The 21,360-nt window shown below is 71.1% G+C and carries 16 protein-coding genes; 7 read left to right on the top strand and 9 right to left on the bottom strand.

The window, feature by feature from the left end; all coding sequences use genetic code 11:
• Nucleotides 1-29: 29 nt before the first annotated feature.
• Nucleotides 30-3,389, bottom strand: a complete 3,360-nt coding sequence (locus Afe05nite_RS38350) for a CARDB domain-containing protein (RefSeq protein ID WP_203822236.1) — start codon at nt 3,387-3,389, stop codon at nt 30-32.
• Between the two features lie 233 nt (nt 3,390-3,622).
• Between Afe05nite_RS38350 and Afe05nite_RS38345 the strand changes: the two genes are divergently transcribed.
• Entirely contained in the window at nt 3,623-6,886 is a 3,264-nt protein-coding gene (locus tag Afe05nite_RS38345) for a S8 family peptidase (protein ID WP_239118514.1), read from the top strand.
• A 159-nt stretch (nt 6,887-7,045) separates the two neighbouring features.
• On the opposite strand, the gene Afe05nite_RS38340 is transcribed toward Afe05nite_RS38345, so the two are convergent.
• On the bottom strand, nt 7,046-8,218 hold the full coding sequence (locus Afe05nite_RS38340; protein ID WP_203822235.1) for a PucR family transcriptional regulator: 1,173 nt from the start codon (nt 8,216-8,218) through the stop codon (nt 7,046-7,048).
• Nucleotides 8,219-8,302: 84 nt separating this feature from the next.
• Here Afe05nite_RS38340 and Afe05nite_RS38335 point away from each other — a divergent pair, with 84 nt between their 5' ends.
• Genes Afe05nite_RS38335 through Afe05nite_RS38325 form a run of 3 tightly spaced genes read left to right on the top strand, consistent with a single transcriptional unit; the run spans nt 8,303 to nt 11,790 of the window.
• Nucleotides 8,303-9,373 (top strand): ferredoxin reductase, encoded by a 1,071-nt coding sequence (locus Afe05nite_RS38335; RefSeq protein ID WP_203822234.1) that lies wholly within the window; start codon nt 8,303-8,305, stop codon nt 9,371-9,373.
• Between the two features lie 7 nt (nt 9,374-9,380).
• Complete coding sequence (locus Afe05nite_RS38330) at nt 9,381-10,568, top strand: fatty acid desaturase family protein (protein ID WP_203822233.1); 1,188 nt, start codon at nt 9,381-9,383, stop codon at nt 10,566-10,568.
• Nucleotides 10,569-10,620: 52 nt separating this feature from the next.
• A complete protein-coding gene (locus Afe05nite_RS38325; protein WP_203822232.1) occupies nt 10,621-11,790 on the top strand; it encodes an endonuclease in 1,170 nt (389 codons plus the stop codon).
• On the opposite strand, the gene Afe05nite_RS38320 is transcribed toward Afe05nite_RS38325, so the two are convergent.
• The 3 genes from Afe05nite_RS38320 to Afe05nite_RS38310 form a co-directional block, all read right to left on the bottom strand.
• Nucleotides 11,781-12,257 (bottom strand): GvpU-like protein, encoded by a 477-nt coding sequence (locus tag Afe05nite_RS38320; RefSeq protein WP_203822231.1) that lies wholly within the window; start codon nt 12,255-12,257, stop codon nt 11,781-11,783. The genes Afe05nite_RS38325 and Afe05nite_RS38320 overlap by 10 nt on opposite strands.
• Nucleotides 12,258-13,054: 797 nt before the next feature.
• On the bottom strand, nt 13,055-13,705 hold the full coding sequence (locus Afe05nite_RS38315) for a hypothetical protein (protein ID WP_203822230.1): 651 nt from the start codon (nt 13,703-13,705) through the stop codon (nt 13,055-13,057).
• A gap of 275 nt (nt 13,706-13,980) precedes the next feature.
• Nucleotides 13,981-14,538, bottom strand: coding sequence for a hypothetical protein (locus Afe05nite_RS38310; protein WP_203822229.1), 558 nt, complete (start codon nt 14,536-14,538; stop codon nt 13,981-13,983).
• A 133-nt stretch (nt 14,539-14,671) separates the two neighbouring features.
• Here Afe05nite_RS38310 and Afe05nite_RS38305 point away from each other — a divergent pair, with 133 nt between their 5' ends.
• Complete coding sequence (locus tag Afe05nite_RS38305; protein WP_203822228.1) at nt 14,672-15,277, top strand: TetR/AcrR family transcriptional regulator; 606 nt, start codon at nt 14,672-14,674, stop codon at nt 15,275-15,277.
• Nucleotides 15,278-15,283: 6 nt separating this feature from the next.
• On the opposite strand, the gene Afe05nite_RS38300 is transcribed toward Afe05nite_RS38305, so the two are convergent.
• Entirely contained in the window at nt 15,284-15,694 is a 411-nt protein-coding gene (locus Afe05nite_RS38300; RefSeq protein WP_203822227.1) for a MarR family winged helix-turn-helix transcriptional regulator, read from the bottom strand.
• 64 nt (nt 15,695-15,758) lie between these two features.
• Here Afe05nite_RS38300 and Afe05nite_RS38295 point away from each other — a divergent pair, with 64 nt between their 5' ends.
• Entirely contained in the window at nt 15,759-16,595 is an 837-nt protein-coding gene (locus tag Afe05nite_RS38295; protein WP_203822226.1) for an alpha/beta fold hydrolase, read from the top strand.
• A gap of 148 nt (nt 16,596-16,743) precedes the next feature.
• Here the strand turns inward: Afe05nite_RS38295 and Afe05nite_RS38290 are convergent, their stop codons facing one another.
• A complete protein-coding gene (locus Afe05nite_RS38290) occupies nt 16,744-17,838 on the bottom strand; it encodes a spore photoproduct lyase family protein (RefSeq protein ID WP_239118513.1) in 1,095 nt (364 codons plus the stop codon).
• Nucleotides 17,839-17,943: 105 nt separating this feature from the next.
• On the opposite strand from Afe05nite_RS38290, the gene pip reads away from it, so the two are divergent.
• Nucleotides 17,944-18,903, top strand: coding sequence for a prolyl aminopeptidase (pip, locus tag Afe05nite_RS38285; protein ID WP_203822225.1), 960 nt, complete (start codon nt 17,944-17,946; stop codon nt 18,901-18,903).
• Nucleotides 18,904-18,968: 65 nt separating this feature from the next.
• Here the strand turns inward: pip and Afe05nite_RS38280 are convergent, their stop codons facing one another.
• Together Afe05nite_RS38280 and Afe05nite_RS38275 are read right to left on the bottom strand one after the other, a co-directional pair.
• A complete protein-coding gene (locus Afe05nite_RS38280) occupies nt 18,969-21,026 on the bottom strand; it encodes an amidohydrolase family protein (RefSeq protein WP_239118512.1) in 2,058 nt (685 codons plus the stop codon).
• Between the two features lie 156 nt (nt 21,027-21,182).
• On the bottom strand, nt 21,183-21,360 hold a 178-nt coding region (locus Afe05nite_RS38275; RefSeq protein ID WP_275407547.1), incomplete at its 5' end, for a non-reducing end alpha-L-arabinofuranosidase family hydrolase.

Here is a 21,360-nt window from a genome sequence, read left to right as displayed (position 1 = left end):
AATCCGGGAAGAGTCCGGGGCACCAGATGTCAGCTGCCGCTGATGACGAACTGGGAGCCCGGCTGGATGACGACGTTGCCGTCGGCCGAGTTGGTGATCGTCACGTTGGACAGGGTGGCGTTGCCACGGGCGCCGCTCATGGCGAGGATGCCGGCGCCGTTCGTCGACCTGTCGATTCTGACGTTGGTGACGGCCACGTTCGGCATGTTGCCGCCGCCGGTCTTGAACTGGATGCCGTCGTAGGTGGAGTCGACGATCTCGGTGTCGCGGATGGTGACGCCGACGATGTCCTTGGAGGACGGGAAGAGTGTGATGGCACCGAACTCCTGGTCCTCGTTCCAGAACACGCCGCCGGCCCGGTAGAGGCCGTTGTTGGCGATCAGCGTCGTGCCGGTGAACGGCAACGGGTCGTGGTCGGTCGCCAGCATGATGCCCGGGTAGTTCATCGTGTCGTACACCAGGTTGTTCTCGATCGAGTTGCTGAAGCCGCCGTAGATCGCGATGCCGTTCGCCCGCCACGGGAGCTGGACCGTGTTGTTGACGAAATGGTTGTTCGAGGCGATGTCGACCGAGGTGTCCTTGACCCGCGGGTTGGCCCAGACGGCCAGGGAGTCGTCGCCGGTGGTGCGGAAGGACGAGTCGAACACCTTGGAGTTCCGGGTGCCGTTGCTGAAGTTGATGCCGTCCGCGTACGTGTCCCGGATGCGCATGCCGGTGAACTCGAGGCCGTCCCCAGGGTTCCAGTAGGCCGGGGTGTCGGAGTAGTCGCGGCCCACCCAGGCACCGACGTTGACGTGCTCGATCCAGACGTTGCTGATCTTCGTGTTCTTGCCGAGCCGGCCGTTGATGCCGTGGCCGCGGTTGGCCCGGTTGGTCGTCATTCCGAAGATGGCCAGGTCGGAGATCTGGGTGTGGTCGTCGATGTCGAAGCCGACGTTGCCCTCGTGCGGGTGGTTGATGTTGCCGACCACGTTCTGCGGTTCGGTGTTCGTGTAGAGCTGCGCGCGCCACATGCCGGCGCCGCGGATCACGACGTTGCGGATGCCTCTCTGGTTGTACTGGCCGCGGGCCGGGTCCGGGGACAGGATCTTCTGCTCCTGCCGCCACTGCCCTTCCGGGATCCAGACGCAGCTGATCACACCGTTCTCGTCGTCGGTGACCGCCCGCTGGATGGCGGCCGTGTCGTCGATCCCGTCGTTCGGGACGGCCCCGTAGTTGGTGATGGAGACGCAGCCGGCCGGTTGGGCCAGGGCCGGCGCCACCTGCTCGAGGTCGATCAGGTCGAGGTAGTAGAACGCCGCGGTGTCGCCGGCGTCGCGCTGCAACCTGAAGCGGGTGCCGGCCGGGTAGGACGACGCCAGCAGCGCGTGCGACTCGTCGAACAGCCGGCGGGCGTCGGTGGACGGGGTGTTGGACAGCGACTCGGTGTCGTCCGACGTGCCGTACAACCAGCTGTTGCGCGAGGACAGGGTCAGCTTCTGCACGAACTGGCCATCGGCGTAGAGGCTGATCGTCGCGTTCTGGCCACCGCCGCCGGGCGCGTCGGGGATGGAGTTGCGCACCACTATGGAGTTCGCCTGGTTGACCGAGGTGAACTCGACGAACTGGCCGGTGCTGGTCAGCCGCACCGATTTACGGCCGGACGATTCGGTGCCGAAGTCGGTGTGCCCGAAGGTCCGCAGCGGGTCCGCCGCGACCAGCGTGCCGGTGTACCGGCCGGCTTCGGCCTCGTAGGACACGTAGGGAACGGCCGCTCCGCGACCGACGACAATTGATTGCGTACGGGAATTGTTGGTCTCGTTGGTCTCGGTCACCACGCCGGTCGCGTCAGCGGTGGCGGTGATCGTGGCTCCGCCGCTGGTGGCGGTCCACGTGCCGAGGCTGACGTGGACGGTCGCGCCGGCCGCGACGGAGCCGGTGTTCGCGGTGAGCGTGGTGCTGCCCGCGACCACTCGGGTGACGCTGGCCGCCGCGGCGCTCGTGCCCCGGTTGTCGACCGCCACCGAGAAGGTGACGGCGGCACCGGCCGCCGGGTTGGCCGGTGTCGAGGTCACGCTGAGCACCTGCAGGTCGGGGCCCGGGGCCTGGCCGACGACGAGCGGGGACGACGCGGTCAGGGTGTTGTTGTCGTTGTTCTGCTCGGCCACCGTGTGGCCCGGGTCCACCGCGGCGGACACCGGGTAGCTGCCCTGGGCGAGCCGGCCGGCGTTGACGGTCACGGTGGTGCCGGCTCCGGGGGCGAGGGCGCCGACGGCGGCGCTTCCGGCGGTGACGCCCCCGACGCGTACGTCGATGGTGGTCGCCGCCGACGCGGTGGTGCCCGCGTTGCGCACCGTGGCCGAGACGGTGATCGCGGTGGCCTCGTCCGGCGCGGCCGGCGCCCAGGTCAGGCCGGTGACGACGAGGTCGGGGCCGGGTGCCCACGAGCCGACCACCTGGATCTCGGCGACCTGTGCGCCCGGCGCCCCGGTGTTACCGAAGATCTGCAGCTGCACGTCGGCGGCCCGGCCGGTGACCGGGACGGTGACGGTGTTCTGGTTGGCCGACGGGTTGAAGACGTAGTCGGCGCGGGCCTTCAGGGTCGTGAACGCGGTCGCCCCCTGGGCGCGGCCGAGCACCTGGATGCTCTGGGTGCGGGTGCCCCACGCCTGGTCCGGGTTGAGCTTGACGACGACGCCGGTGAGGTCGGCGTCGGCGCCGAGCTTGGCGGTGAGCGTCGCCGGGAAGCCGCTGGACTCCCAGTAGGTGCCGGTGTTGTTGTCGTTGGCGTTGGGCGCGACGAAGGTGAACGTCGAGGACGAGGCCTCCATCGTCCTGCCGGCCGCGAGGTTGGTGCCGGTGGGCGGCTCGGGATCGGGATCGGGGTCCGGGTTCTGCCCGGCCACCCCGTAGATCTCCAGTTCGGACAGCTGGCCGGCGGGCCAGCCGGTGTTGCCGGTGACGGTGACGCGGACATAGCGGATGGTGGCGGCGGTGAAGTCGATCGTGACGGTGTTGCCGGTGGCCGGGTCGAAGCGGCGGCCCGCGGAGCCGGACAGCGTGCTCCAGGTCGAGCCGTTGGTGCTGCCCTGCAGGGTGAGCGTCTGGGTGCGGGCGGCCCAGGCGGTGGCCGGCGGCAGTTTCAGTTTCGCCTGGTCGACGGCGACGGCGGCGCCCAGGTCGACCTGCACCCACTGCGGGAAGGCGTTGCTCGGGCTCTCCCAGTAGGTGTTGGCGTTGCCGTCGGTGACGTGGCCGGCGCCGTAGACGTCGGCGGTGCCGGAGGCGGTGGCCGGCCGGCCCTGGGCGAGGTTGGCCCCGCCGGCGGCGTGGGCGGCGGTGCCGGGGGCGAGGCCGGCCGCGATCAGGGTCGCGGCCAGCAGGGTGTGCAGGAGCGGTCGAACTCTCATGGAGCCCTCAGTTCTGCGCGCCTGGCCGCCTCGGTCGGGGTCCGCGGCGGCCAAAAGGGGATGGGGATGGGATGTCTGCCACGAAGTTTCGGCTTGATCCATATAATTTTCGTAGTCGCTGCCGAGTTTTTGCGTTGACAGGCATCTAAGATTTCAGATGTGTGACCAGTTCGTCAACGGTCGGCGGGGCGGGCAACCTGCCGGCCGCCCGAACACGACTTAGACGTGTGAATATGTCGATGATCCGCGCGTTACCCGCTGTCGGGATCCTGGTCGCCGCGCTGGGGGTGCCGGGGGTGAGCTCCGCGGCACCGCCGGCGGCACCGCCCGGCGGAAGCTCCTACCAGGTCACGCTCTTGACCGGCGATGTGGTCACGGTTCGGACCAAGGCGTCCGGCTGTCCGACTGTCAGCGTCACGCCCGCGGCCAAGAGCGGCATCCTGCACCGCACCTGCACCCCGGACGGGCATGTGCACGTCATCCCGGGCCGGGTTGCCGCGATGGTCGGCGAACAGCTCGATCCGGCCCTGTTCGACGTGACCACGCTGATCGCCAACGGTTACGACGACGCCCGCACCACGGACCTGCCGCTGATCATCCGATCCGGTAGCTCGGCCCGGCTCACCGGCGACCCGCTCACCGCCGGGCTCACCCGCCCCCGCGTGCTGTCAAGCATCTCGGCGGTGGCCGGACGCCGCGCCAAGTCGGCTGGTCCGGCGTTGCTCGACGCACTCGCCGCCCGGACCCCGGCCCGGGAGCGGAGCGCCACGCCGAGCGTGCGGGTCTGGCTCGACCGCCGGGTGCGGGCGACCGCGACCGAACTCGACGACAACCTCCAGCAGATCGCCGCGCCCCAGGCCTGGGCCGCCGGCTACACCGGGCGCGGCACCCGGGTCGCGGTGCTCGACACCGGGATCGACGCTACGCACCCCGACCTCGCCGGCCAGATCGCCGAGAAAGCGGACTTCACCGTCGACGGCGGGGACGCGAGCGACCACTTCGGACACGGCACGCACGTGGCGGCGACCATCGCCGGCACCGGGGCGGCCTCGCACGGGGCGCGGCGCGGGGTGGCGCCCGGGGCGCGGCTGGCCGTCGGCAAGGTGCTCGACGACTACGGATTCGGCACCGACGCCCAGGTCATCGCGGGCATGGAGTGGGCCGCCGGCCGCGCCGACGTGGTGAACATGAGCCTCGGCGGGGACGAACCGAGCGACGGCACCGATCCGCTCTCGCTCGCCGTGGACGCGCTGAGCGAGCAGACCGGGACGCTTTTCGTGGTGGCGGCCGGCAACAGCGGCCCGGCCGACGGCTCGGTCTCGGGGCCGGGGGCGGCGGCGGACGCGCTCACCGTCGGCGCGGTGGACAGTCAGGGCCGGATCGCCGGCTTCTCCAGTCACGGTCCGCTGATCGGGTCGCACGCGGCCAAGCCGGAGATCTCCGCGCCGGGCGTGGACATCGTCGCGGCCCGCGCGGCCGGCACCACCCTGGGCACCGCGATCGACAACGACTACGTCGCGTCGTCGGGCACCTCGATGGCCACCCCGCACGTGGCCGGTGCCGCGGCGGTGCTGGCCCAGCGGCACCCCGGGTGGACCGGCGCGCAACTCAAGGCGGCGCTTGTCGGGGCCGCCGATCCGGTTCCGGCCGGCGACGCGTACGCCCTCGGCTCCGGCCGCCTGAACGCCGCCCGCACCCTCACCGGGGTTGTCGCCGCCCCGGACCTGAGCTGGACCAACACCGGCACCGCCACGACCACCGTGCACGTCGCCGTGACCACGACCGACCACAACGGCACCGCCGCACCGGCGGGCGTGGTCACGCTGTCGAACAGCACGCTGCGACTCGACAAGGGCGCCACCGGCGGGGTGCGGCTGAACATCGACAAGACGAAGCTGCGGCCCGGTTTCTGGACGGCCCTGGTCACCACGGGGAGCACCCGTACGCCGGTCACCTTCTACGTCGAGCCGGCCGGTTTCGACCTGACGATCCAGACCACCGCCATCCCGGGAACGCCGGACGGTTCGTTCGGCTGGTCGACGCTCAACGTGGTCAACCTCGACGACCCCGCGCTGTTCGCCACCACCCTGGACGGCGACCCGGGCGACACCGCGACCCTGCGGGTGCCGGCCGGCCGCTACAGCATCATGGTCTCGGCCAACTCGTTCTCCGACGACGGTGACGAGCGCGCCGCGCTGGCCGGCGAACCGGACTTCGTGGTCAGCACCGACACGACACTCCGGTTCGACCTGGCCAAGGCGAAGCGGCTGAGCGCGACAGTCGACGGGGTGCCGACCGAGACGACCTCGCTGGGCCTGACCTACGTGCAGACCGGGCGGCGCGGTCCGACGTGGTCCGACTACGCCTTCGCCTGGGGCGAGCCGGCCGAGCAGGGCAACGTGTTCGTGCTACCGAGCGCCGGCCGGGCGACGATGGGCGAGTTCCGGCTCTACTCGGCGTTCGGGCTGGACGCGCCGGGGCGCCACTACGATCTGGTCGACCGGACCGGCAGCGGTCTGCCGGCCGACCCGGCCTATCGGGTGACGGCCGCCGAACGGGCCCGGCTGGCCCGCATCGACCAGCATTTCCACCTGCTCGACCAGCCCGATTCGGTGACCGGCCACAAGCGTTACGGTCTGAGCCCCGAGGGCGAGTTCGTCGCCGAGAACACCACCCGTTCGGTGGCCGGTGACCGCATCGATTACGTCAGCCCCGGATTCGCCTGGCTCGACGAGGCATTCTGGAACGACATCGTGACGCAGGAGGGAATCGCCCACTACGCGCCGGGCAGCCGCCAGGAGAAGACGTGGGTCCGGCAGCCGCTGCGCTCCGACTGGTTCGACGATCCGGCCGGCTCGACGAGCGGCTGCGCCCCCGCGCCGCCCAGCCGCACCAGCGGAGTCATGCGCTTCGGTCTGGTCACGCTGACCGACCAGCATCAGCGTTTCGACTGCCTGTCCGGCGGCTTCGGCCTCGACATCCCGCGCACGCTGACGCTGTCGAGGAACGGCAAAGTGATCGGCACGGCAACCGATTCGATTGCCGATTTCCCGGTCCCTCGCGACGCCGCGAACTACCGGCTCACCTTCGACGTGGACGCGAGCCGGGCCATTCCGGTCTCGACCCGCGTCTCGACGTCGTGGACCTTCCGCTCGGCCGGCCCGGCGGACACCGGCACCGTCGCATTGCCATTGTTCGCTGTCGATTACCAGCTGCCGCTCGACGCGGCCAACAAACCCCTGCCGACCGGTGCGGCGACGTTCTCGGTCCGGCAGTCCCATGGCGTACGGGCGCAGGAAGTCACCGCGTGCACGGTCGCGACGTCGCTCGACGGCGGCCGGACGTGGCAGCCCGCGACGGTCACCGGGGCCGGCCCCGACACGTTCCGGGCCACCCTGCCCAGGCCGCGCACCGGCGGCACCGTCTCGCTGAAGGTGACCGCCACCGGTAGCGCCGGCAGCGGAATCGAGCAGACCGTGATCGACGCGTACCGGTAGGAGACCGGGCCGGTGGCACGGGGCAGCGCGGATCCCGGACGGAGAATGGATTGACGGGCTTTCCGCCCGCTCTCGGCTTCGAGGTTCACGTTGTCCCGGCCACCGGCCCGTCCGCCTGATGCAGTTCCTCAGCACCGAGGGCCCGGTCTGCCGGGACGGCTAGGTGCTCAGCGCGATGAGCAGGGCCGTCGTCCATTCCGGGTCACGCAGCCGGTCGCCGTACATCTCGCGCAGCTGGGTCATCCGGTAGCGCACGGTCTGCGGGTGGACGAACAGCTCGGCCGCCACCTCGTCGCGCCGGCCCTGGTGGCGCAGCCAGCAGCGCAGGGTCTCGGCCAGTTTGGGGGCGTCGGCAAGCGGCTCGAGGACCTTGGCGCGCAGGTCGGCCAGGGCCTGCGGGTCGGCGGTCACGACAAGGGCGGCCAGGTGGTCCTCGGTGTCGACGAGCCGGCCGGCGGGCATGCCGGCGATCTCCCGGGTGCGCACGGCCCGGTCGTAGGAGGCCTTGACCGCGAGCCAGGGCCGGGGCGGGCCGACCACCGCCGTCCGGCCGCGCAGCCGGCCCAGCATCGCGGCCCGGGACACGCCGTCGGCGTCGGGGACCAGCAACACCGCCAGTTCCTCGCTCAGCCGCAGGGTGCGCTTGTCGAGCAGGTCGACCACGCCGCGGGCGGCGTGCTCCGGGACCAGCACGGCGGTCAGCGTGCGCGGGGGTGTCCAGTCGGCGCGCTCGGCGGCCGCGAGCAGGGCGTGCTCCGGCTCGCCCGCCAGCAGGGCCTGGGCGAGCTGTTCCAGGTCGCGCAGCCGGGCCCGGCCGGCCGAGGCGAGTTCGTCGGCGTGCCCGGCGACGCTGGCCGCGGAGAGTTCGTCGATGTAGGCGAACACCAGTTCGGCGAAGTGCGCGATGATCGCGGCGGGCTGGCCGGCCGCGACGCTGATCGCGGCCAGCTCGTGCCACGCGACGCGGGCGCCGACCCGGTAGGCGGCGAGCAGCGCGTCGAGGCTGCGGCCGTTGCGGGCCTCGCCGCGGCCCAGGGCGTACGCCGCCTCCAGCGCCGGGGCGAGCGGCGATTGCGGCTCGGGGGCATAGCCGCGCGATGATTGCGGCTCCGGCCCGTAGGCGCGCGACACCAGTCCGAGGAAGGTGCCCAGCGCGGTGCGGACGGCCCGCTCGATCTTGGCGCCGAGGCCGCCGGTGAACGCCTCGGCATAGGCCGGGACCTCGGTCATGATCGCGTCGATGGTCTGGGTCGCGACGTGCGGCAGACGCTCGCGCAGGGGGGCGACCACTTCCGGCGACAGGCGGTACGCGCGGACATCAGGAAGTGTCATTTGTACTCCGCGAACAGAAAGGCCCGACCAGATTCACTTCGAGTGGTCAGGACTTTACCCCGCACGCGCAGGAAAGCTTGAGCAATGGCTGTGCTGAACAACCTACGAGCCGGCGCGTGGCGGGTTGTCGAGCTGGTCACCACCCCGGTGGTGCCCGCCGACTACCTCGACGTGATCGCCCCGTTGCGCAACGCGCAGGTGCTGCGGGCCCGGGTCGAGGCGGTCCGCCCCGAGACGGCGAACAGCGTCACCCTGGTGCTGCGACCCGGCCGCGGCTGGGCGCGGCACGAGCCGGGACAGTACGTCCGGGTCGGCGTGGACGTCGACGGCGTACGGCTGTGGCGCTCCTACTCGATCACCAGCTCCCCCGCACGGGCCGACGGGCGGATCACCATCACGGTGAACGCGGTTCCCGGCGGCGCGGTGAGCACTCAGCTCGTCCGGGCCGCGCGCAAGGGCCAGATCCTGCACCTCGACCGGCCGGCGGGCGAGTTCCTCCTCGGCGGACATGTCGGCAAGACCCTGTTCGTCACGGCGGGCAGCGGCATCACCCCGGTGATGGGCATGCTCCGCAGCAGGCTGGCCGAGATGTCCGACGTCGTGGTCGCCCACTCGGCGCGGACGCGGGCCGACGCCGTCTTCGGTGACGAGCTGCGCACCCTGGCCGCCGAGGGCCGCATCCGGCTGATCGAACGGCACACCGCGACCGACGGCCGGCTCAAACCCGCCGACCTCGCCGACCTCGTCCCCGACCTGGCCGAGCGGGCGACCTGGGCCTGCGGGCCCAACGGGATGCTCGACGACCTCGAGACCCACTGGGCCGACGCCGGCCACGCCCATCTGCTGCGCACCGAGCGCTTCCGGCCGGTGCTGCTCAGCGGGGCCGGTGGCGGAGGCACGGTCACGTTCACCAGGTCCGGCACCGTCGTCGAGAACGACGGCTCGGGCCCCATCCTCGACTCCGGTGAGGCGGCCGGCGTGCTGATGCGGTCGGGCTGCCGGATGGGCATCTGTTTCAGCTGCGTGCTGCCGCTGCGCGAGGGTGCCGTGCGCGACCTGCGCGACGGACAGCTGACGGTCGCCGAAGCGGGCGACAGCATCCCCATCCAGACCTGCATCAACGCCGCCGCCGGCCCCTGCTCAATCGAAGGTTGATCAAAAGATGACGACGCTCCAGCGCAAGGCCAGCAACCCGATCGCCCACCTGACCCCGGAGGACATCGAGCGGATCGGCGTCGAGCTCGACGCGCTGCGCGACGAGGTGATGGGCAGCCGCGGCGAAAGCGACGCCAAGTACATCCGCAAGGTGATCGCCTGGCAGCGCGGTCTGGAGTTGAGCAGTCGCGGCATCCTGCTGTTCTCGCTGTTCCCGCCGGCGTGGCTGGTCGGCACGGCGGGTCTGTCGATCGCCAAGATCCTCGAGAACATGGAGATCGGCCACAACATCATGCACGGCCAGTGGGACTGGCTGCGGGACCCGAAGATCCACTCGACCAAGTGGGAGTGGGACAACGCGTCGCCGTCCGAGCAGTGGAAGCACTCGCACAACGAGCTGCACCACACCTACACCAACGTGGTCGGCCGGGACAACGACCTCGGCTACGGCATCATGCGCGTCGACGAGGACCAGAAGTGGCACCCGATGCACCTGGGCCAGCCGCTGTGGAACTTCGTGAACGCCTGCTTCTTCGAGTACGGCATCGCCGCGTACGACCTGGAACTGGGCCGCAACCTGGCCACCAAGGAGCGCCGCCGCGACCCCCGGTTCCGGGGTGAGCTCAAGAAGACCCGCCGCAAGATCGGCAAGCAGCTGCTGAAGGACTACGTCGTGCACCCGGCGCTGTCCGGCCCGTCGTTCCTGCACACCATCGCCGCCAACTTCACCGCCAACCTGGTGCGCAACGTGTGGACGCACTCGGTGATCATGTGCGGCCACTTCCCGAACGGCGTCGAGACGTTCGAGAAGACGTCGATCGAGGGCGAGACCCGCGGCGAGTGGTACCTGCGCCAGATGCTCGGCTCGGCGAACATCAGCGGCAGCAAGGCCATGCACCTGATGACCGGCAACCTCTCCCACCAGATCGAGCACCACCTCTTCCCGGACATGCCGAGCAACCGCTACCACGAGATCGCCCCCAGGATCAAAGACCTCTTCCAGCGGTACGGGCTGACCTACGTCACCGGTCCGCTGCCCAAGCAGGTCGGTTCCGCCTGGGCCAAGGTCTTCCGGCTGGCTCTGCCCAACCGGGGGGCCGCCGCCGCCCGGCGCCCGGTGGAGAAGAAGGCGCCCGCGGTCGCCGTCCGCTGGCGCCGGCCCGCGTATGACAATTCTGATATGGCCAACTCCTAAGCCAATCGTCATAGCATGATCGCCATCTATATCCTTGGCGATCGGAGTGCTCATGACCCGCTACCGAGGCAGGGCGGCGCTGGCCACGCCCGCCCTGCTCGCCGTCCTGGCTCTGGTCGTCACCTTCGTCCGGGCCCCCGAGGCGAACGCGGCGGCCGCGTTGACGGTCGCGCAGGCGATCAGCGGCCAGACCGGCGGCACCGGAACGGTCACCGGCTACGTCGTCGGTGAGCCCACCGCCACCACCACGGTCCGCACCAGCGGTTTCACCGGCGACACCGCCCTGGCGCTCGCCGACAGCAGCGGCCAGACCAGCACCGGCTCCATGCTGTACGTGCAGATCACCAGCTCCTACCGGGCGTCGTTCGGGCTGCTCAGCAACCCGGGTCTGCTGCGCACCCGGATCACCGTCACCGGGACGCTCACCGCCTACTTCTCCCACCCCGGGCTCAAGTCGCCGACCGCGATGACCCCGGGCGGCTCCAGCCCGACCACGGCCCCGACCACCGCCACCCCGACCTCGTCCAGCTCGACCGACGCCTATTACGCGGCCGCGCTCGGCAAGTCCGGGGCCGGCCTCAGGAGCGCCCTGCACACGATCATCTCGACCGGCGTCACGAAGCTGTCGTACGACGCGGTCTGGAACGCCCTGAAGGTGACCGACCAGGACCCGTCGAACTCGTCGAACGTGATCCTGCTGTACTCGGGCATCAGCCGGTCGAAGTCACTGAACGGCGGCGATGCCGGCGACTGGAACCGGGAGCACGTCTATGCCAAGTCGCACGGCGATTTCGGCACCACCGCCGGCCCCGGCACCGACCTGCACCACCTGCGCCCCGAGGACGTCACGGTCAACGCCCTGCGCGACAACAAGGACTTCGACAGCGGCGGCAGCGCGGTCTCCGGGGCCGCGGGCAACTACACCGACTCCGACTCGTGGGAGCCCCGCAACGCGGTCAAGGGCGACGTGGCCCGCATGATCTTCTACATGGCGGTGCGCTACGAGGGTGGCGACGGTTTCGCCGATCTCGAGGTCAACGACGCCGTCTCGAACGGGACCAAGCCCTACATCGGCAAGCTCTCCAAGCTGCTGGCGTGGAACGCACAGGACCCGCCGGACGCCTTCGAGAAGAACCGCAACCAGGTCATCTACGCGTCCTACCAGCACAACCGCAACCCGTTCATCGACCACCCGGAGTGGGTGTCGTCGATCTACGGCTGAGCGGGCTCCGCCGGTCCCGGCGTGACCTGGCTCAACTGCCCGAAGGACCAGCCCGACACGTCCTCCAGGCGCCCCCGCCAGTAATGCCCGGCCTCGGACACGGGGTCGGGCAGGTAGGTCTTCGCCTTACGCAGATGGACGAACGCCGGGGGCTGGTTGAGCTCCCAGCGTTCCTCCGGCGTCAAGTCGGCGTCGTCCTTGCCCATCAGGGCCACGTGTTCGTCCCGGGATTCCTTCATCACCGAGGCGAAGTAGGCGACGTGGGACCCTTCGCCGAACAGCGTGGTCTGCTCGTCGAACCACTGCCAGTGCGGGATCATCTCGCCGGTGATCATCGTGCCTCGGACGGTGAGGGCCACCCAGATGCCGGTGTCGACGGCTTCGCGGCTGGAGTTCAGGGCGTCGATCATCAAGCCGAGAACACGGTCGGGAGCTGATTCCCGGATCGTCTTCGTCTCCGCGGTCACGTCACCCTCCGGCCATGTCGTCCGATCTCCGGCAATTCTAGCCAAGTCAACTGCCAGATTTGTCCGCTTCGAGGGATCAGGACGGACGTTCCACCAGGGTCACCTCGGAGACCGACAGGTGGAACCGGGCGGGCTGGCCGCCCACCTGGAACGGCAGCTCCGAGGGCGAGCTCGGCCGGCCGCCGGTGAACTCGTAGATGTGGCGGCAGGGGCTCCGGCCGTGATGCTCACGACGTCACCCACCCCGGTGGGCCGGCCGGCGGCCGGATGCCGCACGCTCCACCACCGGGTGCCGGCCACCCCCTCACCGGCGCCGGTGAGGAAGAGCAGGACCAGCACCGGCCAGGCGATCGCGATCGGCCGCGGCAGCAGCCGGCGCCCCCGGACCGGGCCCCCGAACCGGAAGTCACCAGGCCGGGCGCCACGACGCCGGAAGCACCCGAGCCGAACGCGACGACGCGAGGAGCACCCGAGCCGGGCGCCACGACGCCGGGGGCCGGCCGCGCCGTCGGGCTCCGGCTCGGCCAGGGCACGCCACCACCCCCGCCAGCCGGCCAGCTCCGCCTCGATCCGCGGCTCGTCGAGCTCGGCGGCGGACCGGCACCCCGAGACGTACGCCTCGACGAACTCCAGCCGCGGGAGTCTCGGCAGGCGCTTGCGGCCAGCACCTCCGATGTGGTGCTCGGCGGCAGCAGCTCGGTGCGCCCGCCGTCGGCGAGCCGGCGCCGCTCCGCGATCTTGCTGAGATCGCGCAACGACAACCGGCCCACCCAGGACCGTAACTTGCGGTGGCGGCGTTACCAGGCTTTCCGCAGAACCTCCGAGGACTGGCCGGTCACGTCGCCGAGAAGCTTCGTGGCGGCGGCCTCGTCGACGGCCGCGACCTGGATGCGCACCAGGATGTCGTCGCGAGCCAGCAGGCCGGTGCAGAACGCGTTCTTGCCGGGCGACGTCTCGCAGAACGCGAGACGGGTGGACGGCACGGTGACCTTGTGGACACCGGTGTATTCGCCGCCGTCGCGGTCCTGGGCCGGGTAGGAGCCGCAGGCCAGCTTGCCGGCGACCTGGTCGATCGCCTGCTCGGCGGTGACCGCACCGAACGCGCCGGCGAACTGGTGCACCTTGACCTGCGGGCCACGCCACTCGCGGCGCATCCCGGACTCACTGCTGTACGCCTGCGGGCCCTGCTTGTTGCCGCAGACCGGCGAGGCGACGTCGTCGGCGTACTCCGGGTCGATCGCCACCCGGTCGAGGCCGGGCAGCGTGGTCAGCAGCGACTTCTCGACACGATCGGGGGCGTCGGCGGCGATCGACGCGCCCGGTTGCAGCCCGGTGGGTGCCTCCAACGGCGTCCACCCGCCGTCGGCGGCCCCGCCCGAGCTGTCGCAGGCAGCGCAGCCCAGGGCGAGGATCAACGCCGACACCGCGGCGAGACGTCCGGATGGCATGGTGCGGGACCTTATCATCGCGACGGCGATTTCCGGACGTAGGCACCGCTCGGCGATCCGACCGTCCAGTAGACGTCGCGTTCGACGTACCCGGAGGTGTTGAATCCCTTCGCCCAGCCGAGCACCGCGAACCGGCCGTTCGCGTCACCCGGGGCAACGGAGCGGTGGGCCACGGAGCGTGAGCCGCAGCGCGGTGGGCCATCGAGCGGGCAAGGGCGGGGGCGGAGCGGGGCGGGGCGGAGCGGGGCGGGGCGGAGCGGAGCGACGGTGGGGCGTCAGTTGGACTTGGCGGCGCGGCCCAGGCGGAGGGCGGCGATCAGGAAGAAGAGGGCGCCGGGGAGGGCGTAGCCGACGGCGTTGGTGAGGGTGGGGTGGTCGGCGGCGGCGCCGGCGATGAAGGAGGCGCCGGCCAGTACGGAGATTGCGCCGCTGATGATCATGGGCCACTGGCCGCCCAGGCGGCGGCGCGGGAGGGCGACGCCGAGTTGGATGAGGCCGGCCACGACTGCCCAGGTGCCCCAGACGCGCAGGACGGCCGGGATGCCGGAGGCGCCGGCGGCGGCCAGGGCGGCGGCGGCCAGCAGGCTGATCGCGATGTTGACGTACAACAGGGTGGGCGATCCGGTGGCTCGGGAGGCGCGGGCGTCGACCACGGCGGCGGCGACGTCGAACAGCGGGTAGACCACCAGGAGCGTCGCGGTGAGCGGGTTGAGGTCCTTGGCCAGCGGGATCATCACCAGGGCCCAGACGAGGGCGAACGCGAAGCGGACGAAGTACAGGCGGCGCAGGGCGGACGCGGTGGGGGCGAGGCGGGGTACGGCCACGGCGGTCATGGGGCTCCTCAAGGAGGGAGAACGAACGTTCTGTCTTGGAACAAGATGACTCCTCGGCCCGTACAATGTCAAGACAGAACGTTCTATCTCATGCCCGCACCATCGGGGGTTGATACTGGCTACGATCGGACCCATGGCACGCACCGAGACCGAGCCCCGGCCGTCCGAAGCACGACTCCGGCTGCTCGGCACGGCCTCGCGCATCTACTACGCGGAGGGCATCCACTCGGTGCCGGTGGACCGGATCATCGCCGAGGCCAAGGTGACCCGGGCGACGTTCTACCGCCACTTCCCCGGCAAGGAAGACCTCGTCCTCGCCTATCTCCAAGCGGCCGACCAGGCCATCCGCGCGCAGGTCCAGCCGGCCGCCGACGACCTGCCGCCGAGCGACGCGGTCCGGGCCATCGCCGCATCGATCGCCGAGGGGATCCGCTCCCCCGGCTTCCGGGGGTGTGCGTTCCTGAACGCGGTGGCGGAGTACCCGGATCCAGCCCACCCCGTCCACCAGGCCGTCCTCACGCACCGGCAGTGGTTCCTCGACACCGTCCGAGAGCTGATGACCCGCATCGACGAGCACAAGGCAGAACCGGCCGCGCAGCACTTCGTCATGCTCCGCGACGGCGCGATGGCGGCGGGCTGCCTGTTCGACCCCGACCGGATCGTCGACACGTTCCTGCGCGGCGTGGACGGCCTGGTCGAGATCCACGGCACGCGTCCCGCGCGTACGCCGTCGGCCTGACGAAGGTCAGGCGCCGAGAGCGGCGTCGAGCAGGGCGCCCAGCTCGTCGATCTGCTCGTCGGACAGGGCCGCGAACGACCGGGCGACCACCTCGTCGGCCCGTTCCTGGCCGGCGTGGCGCAGGCGCTCGCCCTCGTCGGTGAGCCGGTGCCGGACGGCGCGACCCGGTCCCGGTACGCGCTCGATCAGCCCCCGATCGACCATGCGGGCGGCCAGCGTCCCGAACGACTGGTCGGTCTGGAAGGTCAGCACCGCCAGGTCGTGCAGCGAAGACTCCGGCTGCCGGTGCAGGTGGCGCAGCGTGTCCCACTGCACCAGGGAGAGACCGAGCGGCGCGAGCGCCTGACTGAGCGCCCGGTGGTGGCGGTGCTGGAGCCGTTTCACGGCCAGCCCGACGTCGGCGCGGCGGTAGGACATGACCTCAGCCTAGCGGACCGATCTCAGGTTGCGTATATAAGGTTTCTTAGTTAAGGTTCCTGATATGAGTTCGACCTCCACCACAGTTCACCTCGACACCCCCGCCGTCGAGATCACCGCCGTCGAGATCACCCCCGCCGAGCCCGACCGCACCCGGACGTTCCTGCTGCTGCACGGGGGCGGCGGCGTCGCCACCATGGCCGGTTTCGCCGAGCTGCTCGCCGAGCGCACCGGCTCGCGGGTCCTGCTGCCCACCCACCCCGGCTTCGGGGGCACCCCGCGACCGGAGGGCTTCGACTCCGTCGCGGTGCTTGCCAGGGCGTACGTCGCTCTGCTCGACCGGCTCGACCTGACCGGCGTCACCGTCGTCGGCAACTCGTTCGGCGGCTGGCTCGCGGCCGAGATCGCCCTGCTGGGCAGCCCCCGGGTCAGCGCCGCGGTCCTGATCGACGCCATCGGGATCGACGTCGAGGGCCACCCCGCCACCGACGTCAGCCGGCTGTCCCCGGCCGAACTGGCCGCCCACGCCTGGCACGACCCGCGCCGCGCCCCGACCCCGCCACCGGCCGCCGGCCCCGCGCCCGCGCCGGCCGACCAGACCGGTCCCGGGCGCGCGCCGGCCCAGCCGGCCGGCAGCAGCGGGCCCCGACCCGACCTGCAAGCTCTGGCTGTGTACGCGGGCCCGACGATGTCCGATCCGACACTGCTCGACCGGCTGCCCCACCTCGACCTGCCGGTCCACGTGATCTGGGGCGAGAGCGACCGGATCGTCGACGTCAGCCACGCCAAGGCCTTTGCCGCCGCGCTCCCGCGGTCCCGGCTGACCGTCCTGCCCGCCTCCGGCCACCTGCCCCAGCTCGAGACGCCCGAGGCCCTGCTGCAAGCCCTCCTGCACCCCTGACCGGCCGGCCCGAACGGCCCGCCCGCCCGAACCGCCCGCCCGAACCGCCCGCCCGAACGCCCGCCCGAACGGCCCGCCCGGAAATGGGCCGCCCGGAAATGGGGCGCCCGGCGAAGGAACGCCCGGCGACAAGGTCAGGGAACGCCGGTCAGGTCCAGTAGAGGATGCGGCAGCCGGGCAGTCGCTCAGCGATCCCGGCCTCGAACCAACCGCGTAGCTCGGCCATCACCGGGGCCGGGTAGACGTATTTGACCGCGCCGAACTTGCCGTGCTTGCGGGTCCGGGCGTCCTCGGCCATCTCCAGCCGGGTCCGCGGATACCAGCCGAGCAGCACCTCCTTGCTGCCCGGGGTGAACCGGTGGGTGATCAGTTCGGCGGTCAGGTCGAGGTCGGGTACGCCGTGCACGGCTGCCGCCACCGCCTCGAGCAGCGCGCCGTAGGACGTCCGCCAGTCGTCGACCGGCATGATCGGCGCGATCGTCAGGCCGACCGGGTAGCCGTCGAGCGCGAGCCGCCGCAGGGCCGCCAGCCGGTCCGCCAGGCGACTCGTGCCGCCCTCGAAGCGGATCGTGACCGGCAGGCAGTTCACGCTGAACCGCACCCTCGTCCGGCGGTGGTGGGTCAGTCCGACGAAGGTGCCCACATCGTCGAACTTGGTCGTCCAGCGCAACTGGACCGGCGCGTCCCACCCACCGAAGTGCTCGACCGCGCGCCGCCAGCTGCCGGTCAGGTGTTCCAGGGCGAGCGGATCGGTGTAGCAGGAGGCTTCGAACGTGGTGCCTTCTTCGCGCCGGGCCGGCCGGCGGCTGGTGACAGTGCCGCGACCGGCATATTCGGCAAGCCCGCCGAGGATCTCGTCGAGGTCGGCGTAGACCCGGGTGACCGGTGGCCCGGACAGCGAGCCGGCGAGGTAGCAGTACTGGCAGTGGGCCGGGCACCCCTCGGCGAGGTCGAACCGCCAGTCGGCGCTCGGGGCGATCGGCTGCAGGCGCCGGCGGGACGGCGGGCTCACCACGATCGCCATGGTGCTTTTGGCCCGCGCGTACGTTTCCCGGTCGCTCTCCCCGCGGACCCCGGTCAGCCGGGCCGAACGCAGCCGTTCGACCTCGATGCCCTGGGCCTCGACCAGTGCCATGATCCGGCGGCCGTGCGGGTGGTCGTACGCCGGCGGGGTGGCCACCACCCGCCGCGGGACCCAGCGGCGGGCCGCCGGCCGGGCGAGCGGCTGGTCAAGATCGGTCATGCTCGGGCATTACCCCTGGTACGGCAGGTGTACCGCGGAGCCGGCGCCGGGTCGGGCGGGCGAAACGGGAATGCGCGGCCGGCGCCGAGCCGGTTGGATACCGGGATGAGTCGTCTGTATCCGGAGATCGAACCGTTCGCCCACGGCCTGCTCGATGTCGGCGACGGCCATCAGGTCTACTGGCAGAGCTGCGGTGATCCGCACGGCAAGCCGGCCCTGGTGCTGCACGGCGGGCCCGGTTCGGGGGCGGGCGCGTTCTGGCGGCGGTTCTTCGACCCGGCGGTCTATCGGGTGGTGCTGTTCGACCAGCGGGGGTGCGGGCGTAGCACCCCGGACGCCGGTGACGTGCGCAGTGATCTGTCCACCAACACCATGCCGCATCTGGTGTCCGACATCGAGAAGCTGCGCGAGCACCTGGGGATCGACAGCTGGCTGCTGCTCGGTGGGTCGTGGGGCAGTGCGCTCGGGCTCGGCTACGCCCAGCGGCACCCGGCGCGGGTCACCGAGATCGTGCTGTTCAGCGTCGTCACGAGCACGCCGGCCGAGCACCGGTGGCTCACCCGCGACCTCGGGCGGATCTTCCCCGAGCAGTGGGAGCGGTTCCTCGACGTGGTGCCGGCCGGTGAACGCGACGGCAACCTGCCCGCCGCGTACGCGAAGCTGCTCGCCGATCCCGACGAGAGCGTGCGGGATCGGGCCGCGCGGGCCTGGTGCGCCTGGGAGGACGCGCTGGTCTCCAACGTGCCCGGCAGCCGGCCCGACCCGCGCTACGACGAGCCGGCCTTCCGGATGACCTTCACCCGCCTCGTCACCCACTACTGGGCGCATGACGGCTGGTTCGCCGACGGCGAGCTGCTGGCGGGTGCGGCCCGGCTCGCCGGCATTCCCGGTGTGCTCGTGCATGGCCGGCTCGACCTCGGCAGTCCCGCCGACATCCCGTGGAGGCTGGCCCGGGCCTGGCCCGACGCCAGGTTGGAGCTGATCGACGAGGCCGGGCACGGAACCGGCCGAGGCGTCGGCGACGTCGTCATCGAGGCGCTGGACCGCTTCGGCCGGTCGGGCTGACGGCTTGCGGCCCGACGCCGAGCGCCGCCCACCCCGGGACACGGGGCGGACGGCGCTCGGTGAAGTCAGCGTTGCCAGGCGATCGACTTCTCCCACATCCGCACGTACGCCTCGGCACCGCTCATGAACTCGCGCTTGAGCTCCGCGCTGTCGGAGCCGGCGTAGCGCAGCACATCGGTGATCCAGTCGGCGTAGAGGCCGTACTGGGCCACGCCGTCGGTGTTGAGGTCCCAGGTGCGCTGGCCGAAGACCTGCTTGCCGAAGACCGCGCCGTTCGGGGCGGTGAACGGGTAGACGAGCGGTTTGGCGGCCGCGTCGAGGCGGGCGCCGGGCTGCTCGGCGAGGCCGTTGACGTCCGAGCCGTACCCGTAGGAGGTCAGCACGCTCGGACCGGCGGCGGCGCGGTTGGCCCGCCACTCGGTGAGGAAGTCCGGCAGGGTGTTGCCGGCGTCCGACGCCGAGTAGGCGTAGCCGGCGACGAAGCCGCCGTCCTTGGCGATCCGCGCGTTGATCGACCGGTCCGACCAGTTGTGCACGGCCGCCACGCCCTGGTAGCCGGCCTGCTCGGTGAGGTCGAGGACGGCCTTCGCCGTCTTCACCCCCATGTGGTCGATGTGGATGATCATGCCGCGGTCCATCAGGCGATTGACGAGGTACGCGCCAAGGGTGGTCAGGCCGCGCGTGTTGCAGATCTTGCCGGTCGGGTAGACCGGGAGCACGGTGCCCGGCGGCAGCCCGGTGACCGAGGTGAGCAGTTCGGCGAGGGCGTCGCTGGTGATCGGCTGCTCGTTGTCGGACGCCCCGTCGCAGCTGGTCGCGGTCCACCAGTGGCCCGTACTGAGCAGGTTCCCGACGTTGAGGGCGGCGCCGGTGAGACCGGAGTCGAAGCGGGTGCCGCCGAACGCGTTGTCGAACTTGTGCACCGGGTAGACGCCGCTCACGCCGATCGACTGGAGCTCGGCGAGGCCCGCGTCGATGCCGGCCTCGGTGCACTGCGCCGCACCGTTGATCTCCCGGCAGCCGAACAGCTCGGAGTTCTCCACGCCGATCGTCACCGCGAGTTTGCCCTGCGCGGCGATCGCGCGTACCTGCTCCGGGGTCTTCGCGATCCGGAACCAGCCCTTGCCGGGTCCGCCGTTCTGGGCGTCGATGTAGTCCTGCATCTCGTAGAGCAGGGCGGCCTGGGCCCGGATCTGGTCCATCTCGTTGCAGCTGGTGATCCGGCTCGGGTACAGCTCGCAGATCACCCGGTTGGCCACCAACAGGGTGTTGAACACCCGCAGACCGCTCTGCCAGGCCCGCTGGATGCCGGTGTAGTAGGACTGCTCGTGCAGCATGCTCTTGGTGGTCGGCCAATCGGTGAAGGTCGGCCAGCCGGCGTCCCCGCCGAACAGGTCGGTGCCTCCGATGATCGCCTCGAACAGCGCCCCGGCGCCGGCCGCGTGCGACGGGCAGCCGGCCAGGGCGACCTGAGGCCCCCCGGCGGCGAACGGCTCACCGCAGATGAAGTTGCCGCCGAACCCGGCGCTGGCCACCGCGTGCGCGTGCGCGTCGATGAAACCGTTGAGCGTGCCGTCGCTGTTCACGGCGGGTGCGGTGCCCGCGCTGACGAGCCCGGTGCCGATTTCGTACGGCTGGTAGCAGCCGGTCGCCGGAGCGAGGGTGAACGAGGCGTCGGAGGTGGTGAGGTTGCCGGAGACGCTGCCGATCAGGTCGCCGGTGAGGGTGCCGCGGATCCGGTAGCCGGCCGGGCCCTGCGCGATGGTCCAGTCGGCCCGGTCGCCGTAGGAGGTGCCGGCCCACACGTAGGACAGCATGCTCTGGTAGAGGATGCCGCCGGTCCGGTCGTACAGGCGGTAGCGGCCCAGTTGGGTGGCCTCGAACGCGATCGGCTCGGCGGTGGTGGCGGAGCCGCGGGTCCCGTACCCGACGCTCGCCTTCTCGACGTAGTTGCTGGAACCGGCGGTCGTGCCGGTCGTGGTCACCCGCAGTTTGTAGCAGCCGCCGTCGAGATCGGTCGCGGCCGTCTCGCCGGCGGCGGCGCCGGCCGGAAGCGGCGCCAGGACCAGCGCGAGGAGGGTGATGATGGCAAGCGCCGCAGCGCCGCGCGATCGAGTTCGCATGGCCACTGAGTATGTGGACATGCCTGTGCAACGCCAGCAAAAGATCGAAGGCATTAGCTATATGAAACTTTTACACGTATGCCTTGCCGGAAAGACGACCGTCCCGCCGGTTCTGGACCGGCGGGACGGGGGTGGTGCGGGTGCTCGAACGACGGGTTACCGCTGCAGGGTGAGCAGGCCCGGTCGCCACGGCAGGTTGTTGTAGTCGCCGCCGGCGTTGGGGTTCTTGCCCTGGTAGAGCAGTTGCAGGTTGCAGGCGTCGACGGTCTTGGTCTGGTCCGGGTTGGTCCGCACCAGGTCGCCGTGGCTGATGTCGGTGGTCCAGGTCGCCCCG

Origin of the sequence: Paractinoplanes ferrugineus (assembly GCF_016862195.1) — a bacterium.
GTDB lineage: Bacteria > Actinomycetota > Actinomycetes > Mycobacteriales > Micromonosporaceae > Actinoplanes > Actinoplanes ferrugineus.
Note: the sequence above shows the minus strand (reverse complement) of the source record. Positions and strands in the feature narration are given on the sequence as shown.